The sequence below is a fragment of the Nocardia sp. NPDC004340 genome (assembly GCF_053602575.1).
The window spans coordinates 132,465-149,138 of sequence record NZ_JBSGDW010000004.1 but is presented as its reverse complement, the minus strand read 5'-3'; the positions used below and the strand labels follow the sequence as shown (position 1 = coordinate 149,138).

Sequence of the window (16,674 nt, the reverse complement as noted above, 5' to 3'; positions counted from 1 at the left end):
CGATGAGCCCTGAGGGCCGGGTGATCAGAGCGTGAAGACCGAGGAGCCGATGCTGCGTCCGGACTCCAGGTCGCGGTGCGCGCGCACCGCGTCGGGCAGCTCGTAGCGCTGATTGATCTCGATGCGGATGCGTCCGGCCGCGACGTGGGAGAACAGCTCCCCGGCCAGTTCGGCGCGCTCGGCGGGATCGGCGATGTAGTCGGCCAGGGCCGGACGGGTCACGAACAGCGAGCCCTTGACCGCCAAACGCATGGCCTCGATCGGCGGCGTCGGGCCCGAGGCGGTGCCGAAGCACACCAGCAGCCCGCGCCGCGCCAGCGAATCCAGTGACGCGTCGAAGGTGGTCTTGCCGATGCTGTCGTACACCACGGGCACGCCCGCTCCGCCGGTGATCTCCCGGACCCGGGCGGCGACGTCCTCGCGGGTGTAGAGCACCACGTGATCGCAGCCGTGTGCTCGGGCGATCTCGGCCTTCTCCTCGCTCGACACGGTCCCGATCACCGTGAGCCCCAACAGCTTCGCCCACTGCGTGAAGATCAATCCGACGCCGCCCGCGGCGGCGTGCAACAGCACCGTGTCCCCGGCGTTCAACGGGTGGATGCGCCGCAGCAGGTAGGCCGTGGTCAGCCCGCGCATGGTCATCGCCGCTGCCACATCGCAGCCGATCTCGTCCGGGATCGCGATCAGATGCTCGGCGGACATCACCCGCTCGGTGCTGTAGGCGCCCAGCGGGCTGCCGGTATAGGTGACCCGATCGCCGGGCCGGAATCCGTCGACCCCGGGGCCGACGGCCTCGATCACACCGGCCGCCTCGACACCCATGCCCGCCGGCAAGGCGGCCGGGTACAGGCCGCTGCGGAAATAGGTGTCCGCGAAGTTCAGTCCGACCGCCTCGTGGCGGATGCGCACCTCGCCGGGGCCGGGTGCGCCCACCGCGACCTCTTCCCAGCGCAGGACCTCCGGGCCACCGGTCTCGTAGAAGCGAACAGCCTGTGCCACAACAAATCTCCTCTTCGACGTGGCTGCACCCCGGCTGGGCGCGGCCGTGCTCGGATCCGGTGAACGGATATCGATCCGATGTCGCCGTGCCTCGGTGGGCGGGCGAGCTGGGATCTGGCTATCGAGTGCGAGGTGTCAGCGGGAGGCCGTGTCGGGTACGCTCGCCGATCACGTTGTGCCTCCTGTCCGCTGGTCACCGTCGCTGTGATGGAACCCACACTAAGCTGGATGATGACCGGATGCTTATCCTGTCGGGACAGAATTTTGTTCATATTGGGACATTTTCGGGAGGATGCCTTGAGGCCACTGGCCCGCTACGCCGCGCTGCACAGGTATGTCGAGCTCGGTCAATCGCTGGGACTCGACCCGGTCGCACTGATCCGCGCGGGTGGTCTGGATCCGGCCAGCTTGAGCCTGCAGGACCGCTGGGTCCCCGCGGCCGCCATCGCCGACCTGCTCGAACGCTCCACGATCGCCAGCGGGAACGAGGATTTCGGACTGCTGCTGGCCGAGCGCCGCCGGTTCGCCAATCTCGGCCCGCTGAGCCTGGTGATCCGCGACGAGCCCGATGTTCGTGGCGCACTGCGGGTCCTGTCGCGCCACGAGAACATGTACAACGAGGCCTTGCGCACCCGGCTCACGGAGGACAACGGCATCGCCACCATCCGCCTGGCCCTCGACCTGGGTGGTCCCGGCAGCACCCGCCAAGCCATCGAGCTGGCGGTCGGCGTGCTGCACGGTCTGCTACGCGGATTCCTCGGAAGTGAATGGCAGCCACTGGAAGTGCGGTTCAGCCATCCCGCGCCCCGTGATCGCCGCACACATCACCGCGTGCTCGGCCCGCACCTCGTCTTCGACGCCGACTTCAACGGGATCCTCACCTACGCCGCCGATCTCGACGCGCCGAACGTGATGTCCGACCCGCAGCTGCGGGCCTACGCCCAGCAGTTGCTCGACTCGACCCCCGACGCCCGCACCACGACCACCCTCGACCGGGTCCGCGAACTCATCGAACTGCTGCTGCCCACCGGCCGCTGTTCGGCCGACCAGGTCGCGCGCAGCCTCGGCGTGGACCGCCGCACCATCCACCGCCACCTCGCCGCCGAGGGCGAGACCTTCACCACCCTGGTCGATTCCACCCGCGCCGAACTGGCCCAGCACCTGGTCGCCAACCGTCGCCACACCCTCACCGAGATCGCCGAACTCCTCGCCTTCTCCGCCCCGGCGAACTTCACCCGCTGGTTCCGGCAACGCCACGGTTGCACGCCCAGCCAGTGGCGTGCCGCGGCGGGCACTCGCACCGAGTGATTCCGGGCGCTGGTCCAGTCGAATCGAAGACGGGCGCGTCAGGGGTGATGCGTCACGCCGGCTAACGGCTCGCTGGTCGTCGGCACGGTGTCCGGTCTCGAGTTCTCTCGTCTGCCGTAGTGCCGCACAACGACATCCGGGCTCAGCGGCAAGGCTGCAATGGGAAGCAGGCCGGAGGAACGGTCGTATGCGGCAGCGTGGGATCGACCGAGCGCCCTGAGGGGGGCGTGTCGACGACGGACGAATGCGTCGGCTGCGGCTGTTTGTCCGGCGACTTCGTCGGAGTGCTCCCGCCGCCCACGCAGGCGATGGCGATCAAGAGAATGACCAGAGCCAGCAGCAGCCCGCCGAGGATCGGCAGGTCGCGGCGGCGTTTGCGGCCGTCCCCGCTCGGGGGCGGCTCGTTCCAGACGGGGAACCGGTCGCGTTCCTGCTGAGCGGTCGGCACCGACCATTGCGGGGGAGCGGACCGGGCGGGGTCGGGCCGGGTTTGGGGGTCCGGGCCGATGCCCGGCCGGGGCTGCGGCGCCGGCGGCTGGGCCTGCGGTGGTCCCGGCGGTCGTCCGGCCTGGGCCGCGCCCGGAACGGGCGTCGGGGGCGGCGGGGTGCGGCCGGGTCCCGGCTGGGGTTCCGAGGTGCCCGCGAGTGCACGGTAGGCCCGCTCGGCGGCGGTGGCGGAGGTCGCGCCCGCAATGGCGGCGCCGACGCCGGGACCGTGCCCGGCGGCCGGTTCCTGCTGCGCCACAGGACGATCGCCGGACCGGGGCGCGCCGCTGCGGGATTCGGCACTGCCGTGCCCGGTCGCGCCCGGCTCTCGCCTGGACAGCGGGGGTCTGCTGTCCTCGGGGATGGACGTTGCCGGCGGCACGGAGGGAACCATCACCTCGGTGGGCCGGTTGGCGAACGGCAGCGGTGCGTCGCGAGCGGAGTCCGGTACCGGGAAGCCTTCCGCCACCAGATCGGAATAGGTTGCGGCGGCGGCGAACCCGAGCGCGCCGAGCGCCTGCCCGACCTGCGCGGCGTGCCAGGACGCGGGCGCGCCCTCGGCGAGGGTGGTGAAGTAGGCGCGCAGCGAGGACGGTCCGTCGCCGATGAGCACGTCGATGCCGGTGGGCAGGTCACCCTTCTCCAGCTTGACCCGGCTGCCCAGTTGCGGCACCAGCAGCACCAGTCCGCTGACCGGCACCGCCTCACGGCCGGGGGCCGAACGCAATTGCCCGGCCAGGTCCATGGTCTGGCGGTGCACCCGGTCGAGCGGATCGTCGTCGCCGTCGATGGGCGCGGGTTCCCCGTCCACGGTCCACGGCTGGTCCTGCGCGCACGACAGCGTCCCGCTGACTCGCTCGGTGAACCCGTGCACGCCGACCACCACACAGGTCTGCGGCGTCCACACCACCACATCGGCGTCCTGGCACTGCACCACGGCGATTCCGGGCACGGCGTGCGGCCCGCTCCAGGATTTGAGCCAGTTCACCACGGTGCGCTCGGTGCTCGACAGCCGCGACGGGTCGTCGTTACGGACCTTCACCAACATCCCAGACCACCTCTGACCGATGCGCCTCTACCTGCCGGCCGCCCGAACCCTCGCCGCGACCACCTTACGGGGTCGCGACTCCCTCGCGTGGCCGAAAATGTTCGGTCCGGGCGAATCGTCTTGCGCGGCAGCATGATCATTCTGCACGGTTCACGCGGCTCCCGGGTTCCCAGGGGTGCACAGCTCGGAGCCGGGAACCCGGGACGCGTGCGCTACCGCGCGGTAGCGGTGCCGGCAGCGCCGAGATGTCCGTCGGGGCGGACGATCACCCAGGTGCCGTCGGCGGCGTCGTAAGCGCGGCGCGCATGCCCCTCGACATCGCTGAATTCGCCTTCGACCAGCGCGGTTTCGGTTCCGACCAGGCGTACGGTCCGCAGGTCGGTCGCGAGGGAGCGGTCCGGATCGCCGGTCGTGTCCCGCCCGAACGCGAGCAGGGTGGCGTGCGGACCACGGAACAGGTCGAACAATCGGACGGTCTTGCCGTTCGCGTCGGTCAGCGGTGCGTCCGGTGCGCGGTCCCCGGACCGCACTCCGGGCGAATTGTCCTGAGCGTCCCGATAACTGATGTCGAGCTGATGGGTGCCCTCCCGATCCATGGCGTCCGGATCGCCCTTCACCGTCTTGTCGAGCAGCTCCGCACTCAGGCCCAGCACCCGCGCGGCCACCGCCCGCCGCTCGGTCTCGTAGCTGTCGAGCAGGGCCTCGGTCGCGGCCCCCGGATCACGCAGCGCGGCCGCGAGTTTCCAGCCGAGGTTGTAGGCGTCCTGAACGCCGGTATTGAGTCCCTGCCCGCCGGTCGGCGGATGCACGTGCGCCGCGTCCCCGGCCAGGAACACCCGCCCGGACCGATACCGCTGCGCCAGGCGGACATTCGGCCGCCACACCGTCGACCAGCTCAGGTCGCTGAGCACGATGTCGTCGCGGCGGGATCGGCGCGTCACGTGCTCCTGCAATACCTCCAGACCGGTCCCGGAGTCGGCGTCGAGTCCGGTCGCGAACTGGAACTTCCGTCCGCCGGGCAAGGGCATCAAGGCGATTCCGTCCATGGGGGAGTCGGAATCGGCGAACCAGTAGCCCACCGAATGATCGAGGGTGTCCGCGCGCACATCCCCGAGCAACAGGCGAATCGATTCGTCGGTGACGCCCTCGAACGCGATCCCCAGCGCCTTGCGCACGGTGCTGCGACCGCCGTCCGCCCCCACCAGGTACCCGGCCCGCACCTGCTCGGTCACGCCGTCGTGCTCCAGTGTCACCGTCACCGTCACCGCGTCCGCGTCGGCGCTGAAATCGACCAGCGCCGTGCCGGATTCGACCCGTACCCCGAACTCCGCCAGCCGGTCGCGCAGCACCCGTTCGGTGTCGGCCTGGGCGAGCACCCACGGATTCGGGTGCGGCACATCGGCGCTGGGCTCGCGCCAGGCGCTCATCCGCCGCTCCATCACGAACTCCCCGTCCAGGTGGACCAGCAGCGGGGCCTGCGGCGCGCCCTGGGCGAGCACCGCGTCGAGCACGCCGAGATCGTCGAAAACCTCGAGGGTGCGCGGCTGCAACCCGTCCCCGCGCGATCCGGCGAAGAACTCCGCGGCGCGGTCCACGATGCGCACCGCCACCCCGCGACGCGCCAGATCGATGGCGAGGGTGAGTCCGGTCGGCCCGGCTCCGGCAATGATGACCTGCGGATTCATGACAACTCCAATGCTGAATATGAATTCACTGAACGTGAATTCAGTATTCTGGGTGGTACCTTCCGCTGTCAAGGAGGTGGATCGTGGCAGCACGCCGCAGTGAGAGGTCGGCCGAGACCGAGCAGGCGCTCAAAGCCGCCGCCCGGCGGCTGTTCGCCGAACGTGGCTACCTGAACACGAAGATCACCGACATCACCGCCGCGGCCGATCGCGCGGCGGGCTCGTTCTACAACCACTTCGCGAGCAAGGAAGAACTGCTCCAGGCGCTGTTGAAGGACCTGGCCGACGAGAGCGACATCTCCGCCGCCGATCCCGCGCACATCGCCGACTTCACCGATCCGGCCGCGGTGCGCTACCACATCGCGAGCTACTGGGCCTTTGCCCGCAAGAACTGGCCGGTGCTGCGCGCCGTCCAGCAGGCCGCCCTGGTCAACGACGACTTCGCCCGCATCGCAACGCGTTTCGCGACCGAGCAGCGTGACGAGGTGGCCGACCATCTCGACGGATTCGGCCCGGCGGGCCCGCGCCTACCCGGCTCCGCCGACGCGAGCCTGTCCATGATGTTCGCCTCGGCGACGGGCCTGCTGCAGGCGGTGGAGGAGGGCGGCCTGGCGCTCACCGACGAGCAGGCCGTGGACGCCCTCACCCGATTCGTCTACCGCGGCCTCACCGGCCGCGATCCCGACTGACGAAAACCTCAGGGCACCAGCACGATCGAGCCCGTGGTCCGGCGACCCTCCAGGTCCCGATGCGCCTGCTCGGCGTCGGCGAGCGCATAGCTGCCGCCCACCCGCACCCGCAGCGTCCCCGCGGCGATGGCGTCCATGATATCGCCTGCCCGCCAGAGCAATTCGGCCCGATCGCGGGTGTAGTGCACCAGCGTCGGCCGGGTCACGAACAGGGAGCCCAGCGGGTTGAGCCGCTGCAGATCGAACGGCGGAACCGGCCCGCTGGCCCCGCCGAACAACGCCACCATGCCCCGGATCCGGGTCGCGGCCAAACTGGATTCGAAGGTGGACGCGCCGACCCCGTCATAAGCCGCGGCCACGCCCTCCCCACCGGTGAGTTCGCGGGCGCGCGCGGCGATGTCCTCGTCGTAGCGCAGCACCTCGGCGGCACCGGCCTCGCGCGACAGCTTCTCCTTGTCGTCGGTCGACACCGTCGTGATCACCCGCACCCCGCGCGCGCTCAGCAGCTGGGTCAGGATCAGTCCGACCCCGCCCGCGCCCGCGTGCACCAGGACCGTCTCGCCCGGCTCGGGCTGGTAGATCGACTCGATCAGGTAGTGCGCGGTCATGCCCTGCAACAGCGCCGACGCGGCCACCGGCGCGTCCACCCCGTCGGGCACCGGAATCGCCACGGCCGCAGGCACGGCCACCAGTTCGGAGTAACTGCCCGGCGCGGCCGCCCACGCCACCCGGTCCCCGACCCGGAAGTCGGTGACGCCGTCCCCGATCGCCTCCACCACGCCGCTGCCCTCGGCGCCCGGGATGTAGGGCACCGGCTGCGGGTAGCGCCCGGTCCGAATGTAGGTGTCGATGAAGTTGATTCCGATGGCCTGCGTCCGCACCAGCAGCTGCCCCGGACCCGCCTGCGGGTCGGGCACCTCCACCAGCCGCAGGACCTCGGGACCGCCGTGCTCGGAAACCTGGATGGCGCGCATGCCGACCAGTCTGACACCGGCCCGGAATCGGCGTGCGCGGCGGCACGCCGAGTGTGAGATGCACGGCGGTCCATGGACGCTGATTTACCGGTGGGTAAACTGCGACACATGAGCGCTACCGCCGCCCCGGCACCCGAGAAGCTGTCGCCGTCCGTCGTGGATTCCGTCAAGGGATTCGTCGCCGAGCACGGCGGCTCCGCGACCGCGGTGCTGCAGCCCATCGGCCGCATCGGCGTCCGGGTCACCCTCGTCGGCGCCGACGGCGTGCTGGGCGACCGGGTCGTCGGCTCGCTGGAGGCCGCCAAGGCCCTCGTCGAGACCGTCGACGGCCTGACCGAGGCCGACGAATGGGACCGCGAGCTGATCTCCAAGGTGACCCCCGCGAAGGGGCACTGGGCCAAGATGGCGGGCTGGGTCGCGCGTCAGAAGCGATTCCCCAAGGCGCGCAACGAGAAATGACCGCGCCCGCAGCAGGCGGGGGCGGAAAGGACCGCAACGACGTGCCGGGTCGGGTGACCAAACAGGCACAGTTGCGGTCGGCCCTCACCACCCTGTGCGCCACCCTGCGTCCCGGTGAGATGCTGCCCAGCGAACGCCAGCTCTGCGACGACTACCGCGTCAGCCGCATGACCGTGCGCGAGGTGCTGGGCCAGCTCGAATCCGAGGGCGTCATCACCCGCGTCCCCGGCAAGGGCACCTTCGTGGCCGAACGGGTGGCCCGATCGCGGCTGCACATGGCGTCGTTCACCGACGACATGCGCCGCCTGGGCCGCACCCCCGGCACCGTGGTGCTGCACACCGATTACGCGGTGCCGCCCGCCGCCTCGGCGAGCGCGCTGGGGCTGGCGGTGAACACCAAGGCCTATCACCTGGTCCGGCTGCGGCTGGCCGACGGCCTGCCGATGTCGATCGACGACGGCTGGTACCGCGTCGATCTGCTGCCGGACCTGCTGGATCACGAACTGACGCAGTCGCTGTACGCGTTGTTCTCGCGGGAGTACGACTGCCCGATCGACCGGGCCGAGCAGAGCGTGCGCGCGGTGGCCGCCGACGAACGGCACGCGGGCTGGCTGGGAACCGAAACCGGTTCCCCGCTCCTGGCTTTCGACCGGATCTCGTACTCGCGTGATCGGGCCGTCGAACACGCGCAGTCCTGGTACCGGGCCGACCGCTACCAGGTGTACATGACCGTCTCGGCCGAGGACGTCTAGCCGCCCGGCGCCCGGAAACGACTGAGCCGCTGCCCCATCGGGGACAGCGGCTCGTGTCGTTACAGGGTCAGATGGTGAAAAGGACCGCGCCCGTGGCGATCTCACCGGCGACGACCCCGTGGGCCGAACCGGGGGTGCTGTCCATGACCACCACCGGAACCGCGGCGCTCAGGCCCAGGCGGCGAACCGCGTTGGGGGAGAAGGTGATCAGCGGATCGCCGACGTCGACCCGATCGCCCTCGGCGGCCTTGACCTCGAACAGATCCGGCTTGCCGACGGTGTCGATGCCGACGTGCAGCAGCACGCCGGTGCCGTCGGCGGTCACGATGACCGCCGCGTGCGGGTGCAGTTTCACGATCGACCCGGCGACCGGGGCGACCACGGTGGTGGCGGCATCGGTGTCGGGGGGTTCGATGGCCGCGCCCGCGCCCACCATCTCCGCGGAGAAGACCGGATCGGGAACCTCGGACAGGGGCATGGAGCGGCCGGCGAGCGGCGCGAGAATCTCGGTGCTCATGGCCGTCAGATCATGTCGTTGATGTCTTCGGCGAGCGCGTCGGCGGTGGGTCCGACGACGACCTGCACCGCGTCGCCCATCTTCACGACGCCGTGCGCGCCGGCGGCCTTGAGCGCCTTGTCGTCGACCTTGCCCGCGTCCTTGACCTCCACGCGCAAACGGGTGATGCAGCCTTCCACCTCGACGATATTGTCCGCGCCACCCAGGCCCGCGATGATCTGATTCGCTTTCGACATATTTCCTCCGTGCGTGTCGAGTAGACAAAGCTGGTTATAACCAGTATATGTCTGGTTATAACCAGTGACGCTAACTGATCTGAGGACCCGCCATGGCCGATTCCGCCGCCGAGAGCTCTCGTAAGAAGCTCGATCTATCCGGACTGCAGAAGCTCGGCCGCAGCTTGATGCTGCCGATTGCCACGCTACCTGCCGCGGGCCTGTTGTTGAGGCTGGGACAGGACGACATGCTCGGCCGATTCTCGCCCCTGCACTCGGTCGCCGCGGTGCTCGCGGGCGCGGGCGGGACCCTGATCGACAACCTTCCACTGCTGTTCGCGGTGGGTATCGCCATCGGCTGGGCGAAGAAGTCCGACGGGTCCACGGCACTGGCCGCGGTGGTCGGATACCTCGCCTTTACCGGTGTCCTCAAGGCCATGTCGCCGGTGGTGCTGGATGGTAGCTGTGGTCCGGTGCTGGGCTGGTTGTTCCGTGCGGCGCACTGGGATTGCCCCGTCGTGGCCGACATGGCCACCGCCAAGGCCTCACAACTGGTGAACTTCGGTGTCCTCGGCGGCATCGTGATGGGTCTGACCGCGGCCTCGCTGTGGACCCGCTTCCACCGTACCCAGCTGCCCGACTACCTCGGCTTCTTCTCCGGCCGCCGCCTGGTGCCCATCCTCACCGCGTGCGCCGCGGTCGTCATCGGCGTGCTCATGTCGTTCATCTACCCGGCCTTCAATGCCGCGCTCACCTGGCTGGGCACCACCGTCGCCGACAACTCGGTCGCCGGTGGCGGCGTGTTCGGCTTCGCCAACCGCATGCTGCTGCCGCTGGGCCTGCACCACATCATCAACTCCGTGGTGTGGTTCGTGATCGGCGACTACCACGGCGCCCACGGCGACATCCCGCGCTTCCTGGCCGGCGACCCGTCCGCGGGCACCTTCATGACCGGCTTCTTCCCGATCATGATGTTCGGCCTGCCCGCCGCGGCCATCGCCATCTGGCGGCACGCGCGCCCGGAGAACCGCAAGATGATCGGCGGCATCATGCTGTCCACCGGTCTGACCGCGTTCCTCACCGGAATCACCGAGCCGCTGGAGTTCTCGTTCATCTTCGTGGCGTGGCCGCTGCTGCTGCTCCACGCCCTCTTCACCGGATCCGCGCTGGCGCTGACCAACGCGCTGGGCATCCACGACGGCTTCACCTTCTCGGCCGGCGCCATCGACTACCTGCTGAACTTCGGCAAGGCCACCCATCCGCTGCTGCTGATCCCGATCGGACTCGGGTACGCGGCGCTGTACTACGTCACCTTCAGCTTCATCATCAAGCGCTGGAACCTGCCGACACCCGGCCGGGAACCGGACGAGTCCGAAATCGAGAAGGAGAACATCGCAGCATGATCACCCGAACCGCCGTCATCGCCTCGAAGACCGGACTGCACGCTCGGCCCGCTGCCCTGTTCGCCAAGGCCGCCGGGGAGGCCGGTGTGCCCGTGAAGATCTCGAAGCAGGGCAAGGATCCCGTCGCCGCCAACTCGCTGCTGCAGATCATGACCCTCGGCGCGGAACAGGGCGACACCGTCACCCTGCACGCCGAGGAGGGCTCCGAGGCGGCCCTCGATAAACTGGTCTCGATGCTGGAGACAGATCTTGACGCGTGAGATGCGCGGCGTCGCCGCCGCCCCCGGGATCGCGATCGGATCGGTGAAGTGGCTGGCCGCCGCGCCCGTCACCAGCCCGGACGACGCACCCGGGAGCGACGTCGAGGCCGAGATCACGCGCGCGGAAACCGCTTTCGAGATCGTCGCGGGACGGTACTCCGCGCAGGCGCTCGAGGCCGCCGGGCCCGCGGCCGACATCCTGTTCATGACCTCCGCGCTGGCCGCCGACCCGGCCCTGCTGGACCAGGTGCGCGCCGAGATCCGGGGCGGGACGCCGACCGCGCACTCCGTCACCAAGGCGGTCGCCCACTTCGGGGAACAGCTCACCGCGCTCGGCGGGATGATGGCCGAACGGGCCTCGGACCTGCGCGACGTGGGGCAGCGGGTGGTCGCGGAACTGCTGGGTGTGGGTCCGCCCGGAATTCCGGACAGCGCAACGCCTTTCATTCTCGCCGCCCAGGATCTCGCGCCCGCGGACACCGCGACGCTGGATCCGGAGCGGGTGATCGGACTGCTCACCGTGGCGGGCGGGCCCACCTCGCACACCGCGATTCTGGCCAAGGCCCTGGGTATTCCGGCCGTGGTCGCCGCGCCGGAGGCGGTCGGGATCGCCGAAGGCGCCGAGATCGTGCTGGACGGGACCGGCGGTGTGGTGGAGCTTGAGCCGAGCGCGGCCCGTCGCCAGGAAGTCGCGGCTTTTCGGGCGCGTCAGGCGGACGCGCCGACCGGTCCGGGGCGCACGTCCGACGGGTACGCGGTGCCGCTGCTCGCCAATGTCGGCTCCGCCGCCGATGCGCGGCTCGCCGTCGAACTCGGCGCCGAGGGCGTCGGCCTGTTCCGGACCGAATTCCTGTTCCTGGACCGGAAATCCGCGCCCACCGTGGCCGAGCAGACCGAGCGATACGCGGAGATCTTCCGCGTCATGGGCGACCGCCCGGTGATCGTCCGCACCCTCGACGCGGGCTCGGACAAGCCGCTGCCGTACCTCGACCTGCCGGACGAGGAGAACCCGGCGCTGGGTGTGCGCGGACTGCGGTTGAGCAGCGTCGATGAGGGGACGCTGCTCGGCCAGCTGGCCGCGATCGAGGCCGCGGTCGAGCAGACCGGGACCCCGGTCAAGGTCATGGCGCCCATGGTCGCCACCGTGGAGGAGGCGGCCTACTTCGCCGCCCGCGCCCGCGAGGCCGGGCTCGAGACACCCGGCATCATGATCGAGATTCCCGCCGCCGCACTGCGTTCCGAGCAGCTCGGGGCGGAGGTGGAGTTCTTCTCCATCGGGACCAACGACCTGTCGCAATACCTGTTCGGCGCGGACCGGATGTCCGCGGCGGTGGCGGCACTGCACGATCCGTGGCAGCCCGCGCTGGCCGCGACCATCGCCCAGGCGGTGGCCGGGGCCGCGAAGCGGGGCGTGAAGGTCGGGGTCTGCGGGGAATCCGCGTCCAATCCCGACTTCGCCTGTGTGCTGGTGGGTCTCGGGGTCGAGACGCTGTCCATGGCGCCGCGCTCCCTCGCCGGGGTGCGCGCCCGGCTCGCGTCGGTGACCCGGGCCCACTGTGCAGCCGCCGCGGCGGCGGTGCTGTCGGCACGGACCGCCGCGGACGCCTTATCGGCCGCGCGAGCCGCCCTGGGGGCGGATACGTGAGGACCACCCTGCGCGGCCGGGTCGTCACACTCACCGAGGTGGGCGAGCTCGCCGACGGGGTGGTGTCGTTCGACGGTCCTTTTCTCGACTACGTCGGTCCGGCAGCGGAATTCGACGGTGAGCTGCCGGAGGCCGATGACCGGTCGCCGATCATCCTGCCGGGGTTGATCGACGTGCACTGCCACGGCGGCGGCGGATTCGGCTTCCCGGAAACCGATGCCGCGGGCGTGGCCGCCGCTGCCCGCTACCACCGCGGGCGCGGCACCACCACCCTGGTCGCCTCGCTGGTATCGGCCACCGAAGCCGAACTGCGCGACCGCATCGACGTGCTCGGCACCGCCGTGGACGCGGGACTGCTCGCCGGAATCCACCTGGAGGGCCCGTTCATCAGCGAGCACCGGCGCGGGGCCCACGACCCGGACCGCATCGTGCCCGGTGATCCGGCATTGCTGGAGCGGCTGCTGGACTACGCGGGCGGGCGCATCCTGTCGGTGACCGTAGCCCCGGAAACCGCCAATTTCGACAAGGTCGCCAGCGTACTCGCCGACGCGAATGTGATTCTCTCCCTGGGACACACCGTCGCCGACTACGCGCGGTCGGTGCACGCGCTGCGGCGCGGGCGGCGGGTGTCGATCACCCACCTGTTCAATGCCATGCCCGAGCTGGCGCACCGCGACGCCAACTTCCTCACCGCCGCCATGGCCGCCGCCGGACGCGGGGACGTGGTGGCCGAGGTGATCGGTGACGGCGTGCATCTGGCCGACGGGGTCGTGCGCATGGTGTTCGACACCATCGGCCCCGACAACCTGGTCCTCATCACCGATGCGATGGCCGCCGCGGGGCAGCCCGACGGCCGCTACCAGCTGGGCAGTCTGGACGTCGTCGTGAAGGACGGCGTCTCGCGCATCTACGACCCGCACGGTGAGGGCCCGATCGCCGGAGGCACCGCCACCGCGTCGGATGTGCTGCGCCGCACAGTCTTCCAGGCCGGTGTCGACCTGACCGCGGCCGTGACCGCCGCCTGCGCCACCCCCGCCCGGCTGCTCGGCCTGGCCGGTGACCTCGGCGCGCTGTCGGCGGGGATGCGCGCCGACCTGCTGGTCACGGACCACTTCCTGGACCCCGTGAGCGTGTACAAGAACGGAGCGATATGGAACTCGTGATCACCGACAACGCCGCCGAGGCGGGTGTCCTGGCCGGCCGCATCATGGCCGACCACGTCCGCCGCGGAGCCCGCGCCATCGGTCTGGCCACGGGGTCCTCGCCGCTGGGCGCGTATCGGGAGCTGATCCGGCAGCACCGGGAGGAGGGGCTGAGTTTCGCCGGGGTGCAGGCGTTCCTGCTCGACGAGTACATCGGCCTGCCGCCCGGACACCCGCAGTCCTACCGCCGGTTCATCCGCGACGAGTTCACCGCCCACGTCGACTTCGCCGACGCCGATGTGCACAGCCCCGACGGCAATGCCGCCGATATCCCGGCCGCCGCAGCCGATTACGAGCGGGCCATCGCCGCGAACGGCCCGATCTCGGTCCAGATCCTGGGCATCGGGGCGAATGGCCACCTCGGCTTCAACGAGCCAGGCTCCTCACTGCGCTCGCGTACCCGCGTGAAGACCCTGACCCCGAAGACCCGTGAGGACAATGCCCGCTTCTTCGACGACGACCTCGCACAGGTGCCCACCCACGTGCTCACCCAGGGCCTCGGAACCATCAGCGACGCGGGCCATCTGCTGATGATCGCCACCGGCGATGGTAAGGCCGAGGCGGTCGCCGCCGCCGTGGAGGGCCCGGTCTCGGCGTTCTGCCCGGCCTCGATCCTGCAGATGCACCCGCACGTCACCGTCATCGTCGACCCGGCCGCCGCGGCGAACCTGAAGGCCGTCGACTACTACCGTTTCGCGGTCGCGAACAAGCCCTCCTGGCAGAGCTTCTGACCGCTACGCGCCCGCCTGCATGGCCGCGAACGGGGCCATGTCGAAGTAGTCCCGCCACGCCGCGATCTTCCCGTCGCGCACCTCGAACACGCCGGTGACCGGCAGCTCGACCTTGTTCTCGCCCAGGCTGAATCGATCCGTGCGCTCGTTGAGCACGATGTTCCCGGTGACCGCCTGATGGTGGATCGAGAACTCGATCCCGCCGAACGCGCCGATGAACCCGCGCAGGAACTCCAGGATCGCGGCCTTGCCGACGAACGGATCCATCGGAATGTTGTGGTACACCGCGTCCTCGGTGAAGAACTCCGCTATGGATTCCGGTGTGCCGGTGAGCCATTCGGCGCACAACGCGTTGACGACCTCGGCGGGGGACTGGCTGGCGTGTTCGATGCTCACTGCTCCGGGAGACCTTTCCTACGACGGACCTGACCTACAGCAGCCAAACTCCCGCCCCACCCGGGCACTGTCAACCCTCTTCTCGCCGTGAGACTCCACCCCGCCCCCGTCTCACTGACCCGCTCTCGGCCTGCCGCTCCGCGAAATCCCTCCCCACCGCCAATAATGATCTCGTGACCGAGCGCGCAGCGAGCCGCACCGCCATCCTGGTCTGCCAGGGCCGGGCCGTCGCCGACGGCCGACTGGGTATCGGCCGATTCTCCGACCCGATCGCCACCGAACTCCTGACCGACGACGAACGCGGCCTCGTCACGCTCGTCCGATCCCGCGCCGTCCCCGCCGCCTTCGGCCCCCGCATGGAATACGAACTCCTCTCCGCCACAGCCGAAGTCATGGCCGTCCGCACCATCGCCATCGACGCCGCCGTACTGGACGCCGCCAACCCCCAACTCGTCATCCTCGGCGCAGGACTGGACGCCCGCGCCTGGCGCATGCCCGACCTGCGCGGCACCCCCGTCTTCGAAGTCGACCATCCGGCTTCCCAGGCCGAGAAGCGTGCCCGCCTCGGCGACCGCGAATCCATTGCCGACATCCGCTTCGTCGCGGTCGACTTCGCCAAGGACTCCCTCCCCGCCGCCCTGGCCACCGCCGGCCACGACGACTCCGTCCCCACCACCTGGATCTGGGAAGGCGTCGTCCCCTACCTGACCCCGGCCCAGGTCACCGCGACGATAGGCGCGATCGCGCAGCGCAGCGCCCCCGCCAGCCGCCTGATCATCACCTACCCCACCCCCAACCGCGCCTACAAATACGGCCGCAAGGCCATGCAACTCCTCCTCACCCTCACCGGCCGCCCCAACCCCATGGCCCACGAACCCCAACGCTCCACCTGGACCCCCGCAGCCCTGGCAACCCTCCTCGCGACCCACGGCTTCACCGTCACCACCGACCGCGACCTCGAATCCCTGGCCGTGGAAGCAAATGTCGAAGGCAAACACCGCTCCCTCCGAGCCGACGGCCACATCCTCACCGCCGACCGCACCTGACGGGCGAGTGCCTACCCGGCCTTCCCGGCGACGCTGTACGCGGATTGGATGAAGGGGAGGACGATTTCGAGGAAGTCGGACGGGGCCGAGGAGAAGGGGAGGTGGCCGGTGGGGAGCACGCGGAGCTCGGAGCCGGGGATTCGGTGGTGGGCTTGTTTGCCGTAGCGGAGGCGGGCTATGGGGTCGAGGGCGCCCCAGACGATGAGGGTGGGGGCTTTGATTCCGGAGGCTCGAGGGGTGAGGTCGTAGGCCGGGGAGGCGAAGCTGCGCCAGAGGGAGGAGTAGGTGGCTCGGCCTACTTCGGTGCGGGCGGTTCGGGTGACTCGGTCGATGACCGCCTCGTCGTCAGGGGTCAGAGGCTGCATGTAGTTGCGGATGCTGCGGGGGAGTAGGCGGCGGGCGAAGAGGGTGGAGCCGTAGACACGGTAGAAGGCTCGGGTCAGGAGGGATCGGGGGATGAGGCCGCCGCCGTTGACGAGGATGAGGCCGGCTACGCGGTCGGGGTGGTCGATGGCGAGGCGGGCGGCGGCGAAGGCGCCGACCGAGTTGCCCAGGTAGACGGCCTGTTTCAGGTCGAGGGTGGTGGTGAGTTCGGCCAGGGCGTCGGCCAGATCTGCGGCGGTGACCGTGGCGTTCGGGGCGGCTGCGCCGTGGCCGGGCCAGTCGACGGCGATCACGCGGTAGGACGCTTCGAGGGTGGGGATGATCGGGTCGAAGTCGTGGTGGTCGTGCAGGTTCGCGTGGAGGAGTACTACCGCCGGGCCTGATCCGGTGTCGGTGTAGGCGAGTTCCCCGGCTGTGGTTCGCAGTGTGTGCATGTGGACCCCCTCATGCGATTGTGTTGACCGATCGGTCATTC

At 70.0% G+C, this 16,674-nt stretch carries 18 protein-coding genes; 10 read left to right on the top strand and 8 right to left on the bottom strand.

Annotation, left to right across the window (positions count from 1 at the left end):
- Positions 1-24: 24 nt before the first annotated feature.
- Complete coding sequence (locus tag ACWEOI_RS17215; RefSeq protein WP_379098129.1) at positions 25-999, bottom strand: quinone oxidoreductase family protein; 975 nt, start codon at positions 997-999, stop codon at positions 25-27.
- A 297-nt stretch (positions 1,000-1,296) separates the two neighbouring features.
- Between ACWEOI_RS17215 and ACWEOI_RS17210 the strand changes: the two genes are divergently transcribed.
- Positions 1,297-2,307, top strand: coding sequence for an AraC family transcriptional regulator (locus ACWEOI_RS17210; RefSeq protein WP_379098132.1), 1,011 nt, complete (start codon positions 1,297-1,299; stop codon positions 2,305-2,307).
- A gap of 142 nt (positions 2,308-2,449) precedes the next feature.
- Here ACWEOI_RS17210 and ACWEOI_RS17205 read toward each other — a convergent pair whose 3' ends face one another.
- Together ACWEOI_RS17205 and ACWEOI_RS17200 are read right to left on the bottom strand one after the other, a co-directional pair.
- The gene (locus ACWEOI_RS17205; RefSeq protein WP_452360228.1) at positions 2,450-3,841 is read right to left on the bottom strand and encodes a hypothetical protein; all 1,392 of its coding nucleotides are present in this window, start codon (positions 3,839-3,841) and stop codon (positions 2,450-2,452) included.
- Positions 3,842-4,053: 212 nt separating this feature from the next.
- Positions 4,054-5,526, bottom strand: a complete 1,473-nt coding sequence (locus ACWEOI_RS17200) for an FAD-dependent monooxygenase (RefSeq protein WP_452360227.1) — start codon at positions 5,524-5,526, stop codon at positions 4,054-4,056.
- 83 nt (positions 5,527-5,609) lie between these two features.
- Between ACWEOI_RS17200 and ACWEOI_RS17195 the strand changes: the two genes are divergently transcribed.
- Positions 5,610-6,215, top strand: coding sequence for a TetR/AcrR family transcriptional regulator (locus ACWEOI_RS17195; RefSeq protein WP_452360226.1), 606 nt, complete (start codon positions 5,610-5,612; stop codon positions 6,213-6,215).
- Positions 6,216-6,223: 8 nt separating this feature from the next.
- On the opposite strand, the gene ACWEOI_RS17190 is transcribed toward ACWEOI_RS17195, so the two are convergent.
- Positions 6,224-7,189 carry a quinone oxidoreductase family protein gene (locus ACWEOI_RS17190; protein ID WP_452360225.1) on the bottom strand — a complete coding sequence of 322 codons (966 nt, stop codon included), beginning with the start codon at positions 7,187-7,189 and terminating at the stop codon, positions 6,224-6,226.
- Positions 7,190-7,297: 108 nt separating this feature from the next.
- Between ACWEOI_RS17190 and ACWEOI_RS17185 the strand changes: the two genes are divergently transcribed.
- Positions 7,298-7,648 (top strand): hypothetical protein, encoded by a 351-nt coding sequence (locus ACWEOI_RS17185; RefSeq protein ID WP_433672862.1) that lies wholly within the window; start codon positions 7,298-7,300, stop codon positions 7,646-7,648.
- Positions 7,645-8,400 carry a UTRA domain-containing protein gene (locus ACWEOI_RS17180; RefSeq protein ID WP_433672863.1) on the top strand — a complete coding sequence of 252 codons (756 nt, stop codon included), beginning with the start codon at positions 7,645-7,647 and terminating at the stop codon, positions 8,398-8,400. Before ACWEOI_RS17185 ends, ACWEOI_RS17180 begins: the two co-directional genes overlap by 4 nt.
- 67 nt (positions 8,401-8,467) lie before the next feature.
- On the opposite strand, the gene ACWEOI_RS17175 is transcribed toward ACWEOI_RS17180, so the two are convergent.
- The gene (locus tag ACWEOI_RS17175; protein WP_433672864.1) at positions 8,468-8,917 is read right to left on the bottom strand and encodes a PTS glucose transporter subunit IIA; all 450 of its coding nucleotides are present in this window, start codon (positions 8,915-8,917) and stop codon (positions 8,468-8,470) included.
- A gap of 5 nt (positions 8,918-8,922) precedes the next feature.
- Entirely contained in the window at positions 8,923-9,153 is a 231-nt protein-coding gene (locus tag ACWEOI_RS17170) for a PTS glucose/sucrose transporter subunit IIB (RefSeq protein ID WP_357083032.1), read from the bottom strand.
- Positions 9,154-9,245: 92 nt separating this feature from the next.
- On the opposite strand from ACWEOI_RS17170, the gene ACWEOI_RS17165 reads away from it, so the two are divergent.
- From ACWEOI_RS17165 to nagB, 5 genes are read left to right on the top strand one after another with little or no spacing between them, the layout of a single operon-like run.
- Positions 9,246-10,535 carry a PTS transporter subunit EIIC gene (locus ACWEOI_RS17165; protein ID WP_433672865.1) on the top strand — a complete coding sequence of 430 codons (1,290 nt, stop codon included), beginning with the start codon at positions 9,246-9,248 and terminating at the stop codon, positions 10,533-10,535.
- On the top strand, positions 10,532-10,795 hold the full coding sequence (locus tag ACWEOI_RS17160; RefSeq protein WP_452360224.1) for an HPr family phosphocarrier protein: 264 nt from the start codon (positions 10,532-10,534) through the stop codon (positions 10,793-10,795). Before ACWEOI_RS17165 ends, ACWEOI_RS17160 begins: the two co-directional genes overlap by 4 nt.
- Positions 10,785-12,440, top strand: coding sequence for a phosphoenolpyruvate--protein phosphotransferase (gene ptsP / locus ACWEOI_RS17155; RefSeq protein ID WP_452360223.1), 1,656 nt, complete (start codon positions 10,785-10,787; stop codon positions 12,438-12,440). Before ACWEOI_RS17160 ends, ptsP begins: the two co-directional genes overlap by 11 nt.
- Positions 12,437-13,603: an N-acetylglucosamine-6-phosphate deacetylase gene (locus tag ACWEOI_RS17150; RefSeq protein WP_452360222.1), complete on the top strand. Its 1,167-nt coding sequence runs from the start codon at positions 12,437-12,439 to the stop codon at positions 13,601-13,603. Before ptsP ends, ACWEOI_RS17150 begins: the two co-directional genes overlap by 4 nt.
- On the top strand, positions 13,591-14,373 hold the full coding sequence (nagB, locus tag ACWEOI_RS17145; protein WP_433672868.1) for a glucosamine-6-phosphate deaminase: 783 nt from the start codon (positions 13,591-13,593) through the stop codon (positions 14,371-14,373). The genes ACWEOI_RS17150 and nagB overlap by 13 nt, the downstream gene beginning before the upstream one ends.
- 3 nt (positions 14,374-14,376) lie before the next feature.
- Here nagB and ACWEOI_RS17140 read toward each other — a convergent pair whose 3' ends face one another.
- On the bottom strand, positions 14,377-14,769 hold the full coding sequence (locus ACWEOI_RS17140) for a limonene-1,2-epoxide hydrolase family protein (RefSeq protein ID WP_433672869.1): 393 nt from the start codon (positions 14,767-14,769) through the stop codon (positions 14,377-14,379).
- A gap of 173 nt (positions 14,770-14,942) precedes the next feature.
- On the opposite strand from ACWEOI_RS17140, the gene ACWEOI_RS17135 reads away from it, so the two are divergent.
- A complete protein-coding gene (locus tag ACWEOI_RS17135) occupies positions 14,943-15,815 on the top strand; it encodes an SAM-dependent methyltransferase (RefSeq protein ID WP_433672870.1) in 873 nt (290 codons plus the stop codon).
- A gap of 11 nt (positions 15,816-15,826) precedes the next feature.
- On the opposite strand, the gene ACWEOI_RS17130 is transcribed toward ACWEOI_RS17135, so the two are convergent.
- Entirely contained in the window at positions 15,827-16,633 is an 807-nt protein-coding gene (locus tag ACWEOI_RS17130) for an alpha/beta fold hydrolase (RefSeq protein WP_452360221.1), read from the bottom strand.
- Positions 16,634-16,674 lie beyond the last annotated feature (41 nt).

What these genes read in the sequence shown, in the direction of transcription:
- ACWEOI_RS17165 (WP_433672865.1), top strand. Translation starts at nt 9,246, where the DNA reads ATGGCCGATTCCGCCGCCGAGAGCTCTCGTAAGAAGCTCGATCTATCC.
- ACWEOI_RS17190 (WP_452360225.1), bottom strand. Translation starts at nt 7,189, where the DNA reads ATGCGCGCCATCCAGGTTTCCGAGCACGGCGGTCCCGAGGTCCTGCGG.
- ACWEOI_RS17180 (WP_433672863.1), top strand. Translation starts at nt 7,645, where the DNA reads ATGACCGCGCCCGCAGCAGGCGGGGGCGGAAAGGACCGCAACGACGTG.
- nagB (WP_433672868.1), top strand. Translation starts at nt 13,591, where the DNA reads ATGGAACTCGTGATCACCGACAACGCCGCCGAGGCGGGTGTCCTGGCC.
- ACWEOI_RS17130 (WP_452360221.1), bottom strand. Translation starts at nt 16,633, where the DNA reads ATGCACACACTGCGAACCACAGCCGGGGAACTCGCCTACACCGACACC.
- ACWEOI_RS17170 (WP_357083032.1), bottom strand. Translation starts at nt 9,153, where the DNA reads ATGTCGAAAGCGAATCAGATCATCGCGGGCCTGGGTGGCGCGGACAAT.
- ACWEOI_RS17205 (WP_452360228.1), bottom strand. Translation starts at nt 3,841, where the DNA reads ATGTTGGTGAAGGTCCGTAACGACGACCCGTCGCGGCTGTCGAGCACC.
- ACWEOI_RS17200 (WP_452360227.1), bottom strand. Translation starts at nt 5,526, where the DNA reads ATGAATCCGCAGGTCATCATTGCCGGAGCCGGGCCGACCGGACTCACC.
- ACWEOI_RS17175 (WP_433672864.1), bottom strand. Translation starts at nt 8,917, where the DNA reads ATGAGCACCGAGATTCTCGCGCCGCTCGCCGGCCGCTCCATGCCCCTG.
- ACWEOI_RS17185 (WP_433672862.1), top strand. Translation starts at nt 7,298, where the DNA reads ATGAGCGCTACCGCCGCCCCGGCACCCGAGAAGCTGTCGCCGTCCGTC.
- ACWEOI_RS17160 (WP_452360224.1), top strand. Translation starts at nt 10,532, where the DNA reads ATGATCACCCGAACCGCCGTCATCGCCTCGAAGACCGGACTGCACGCT.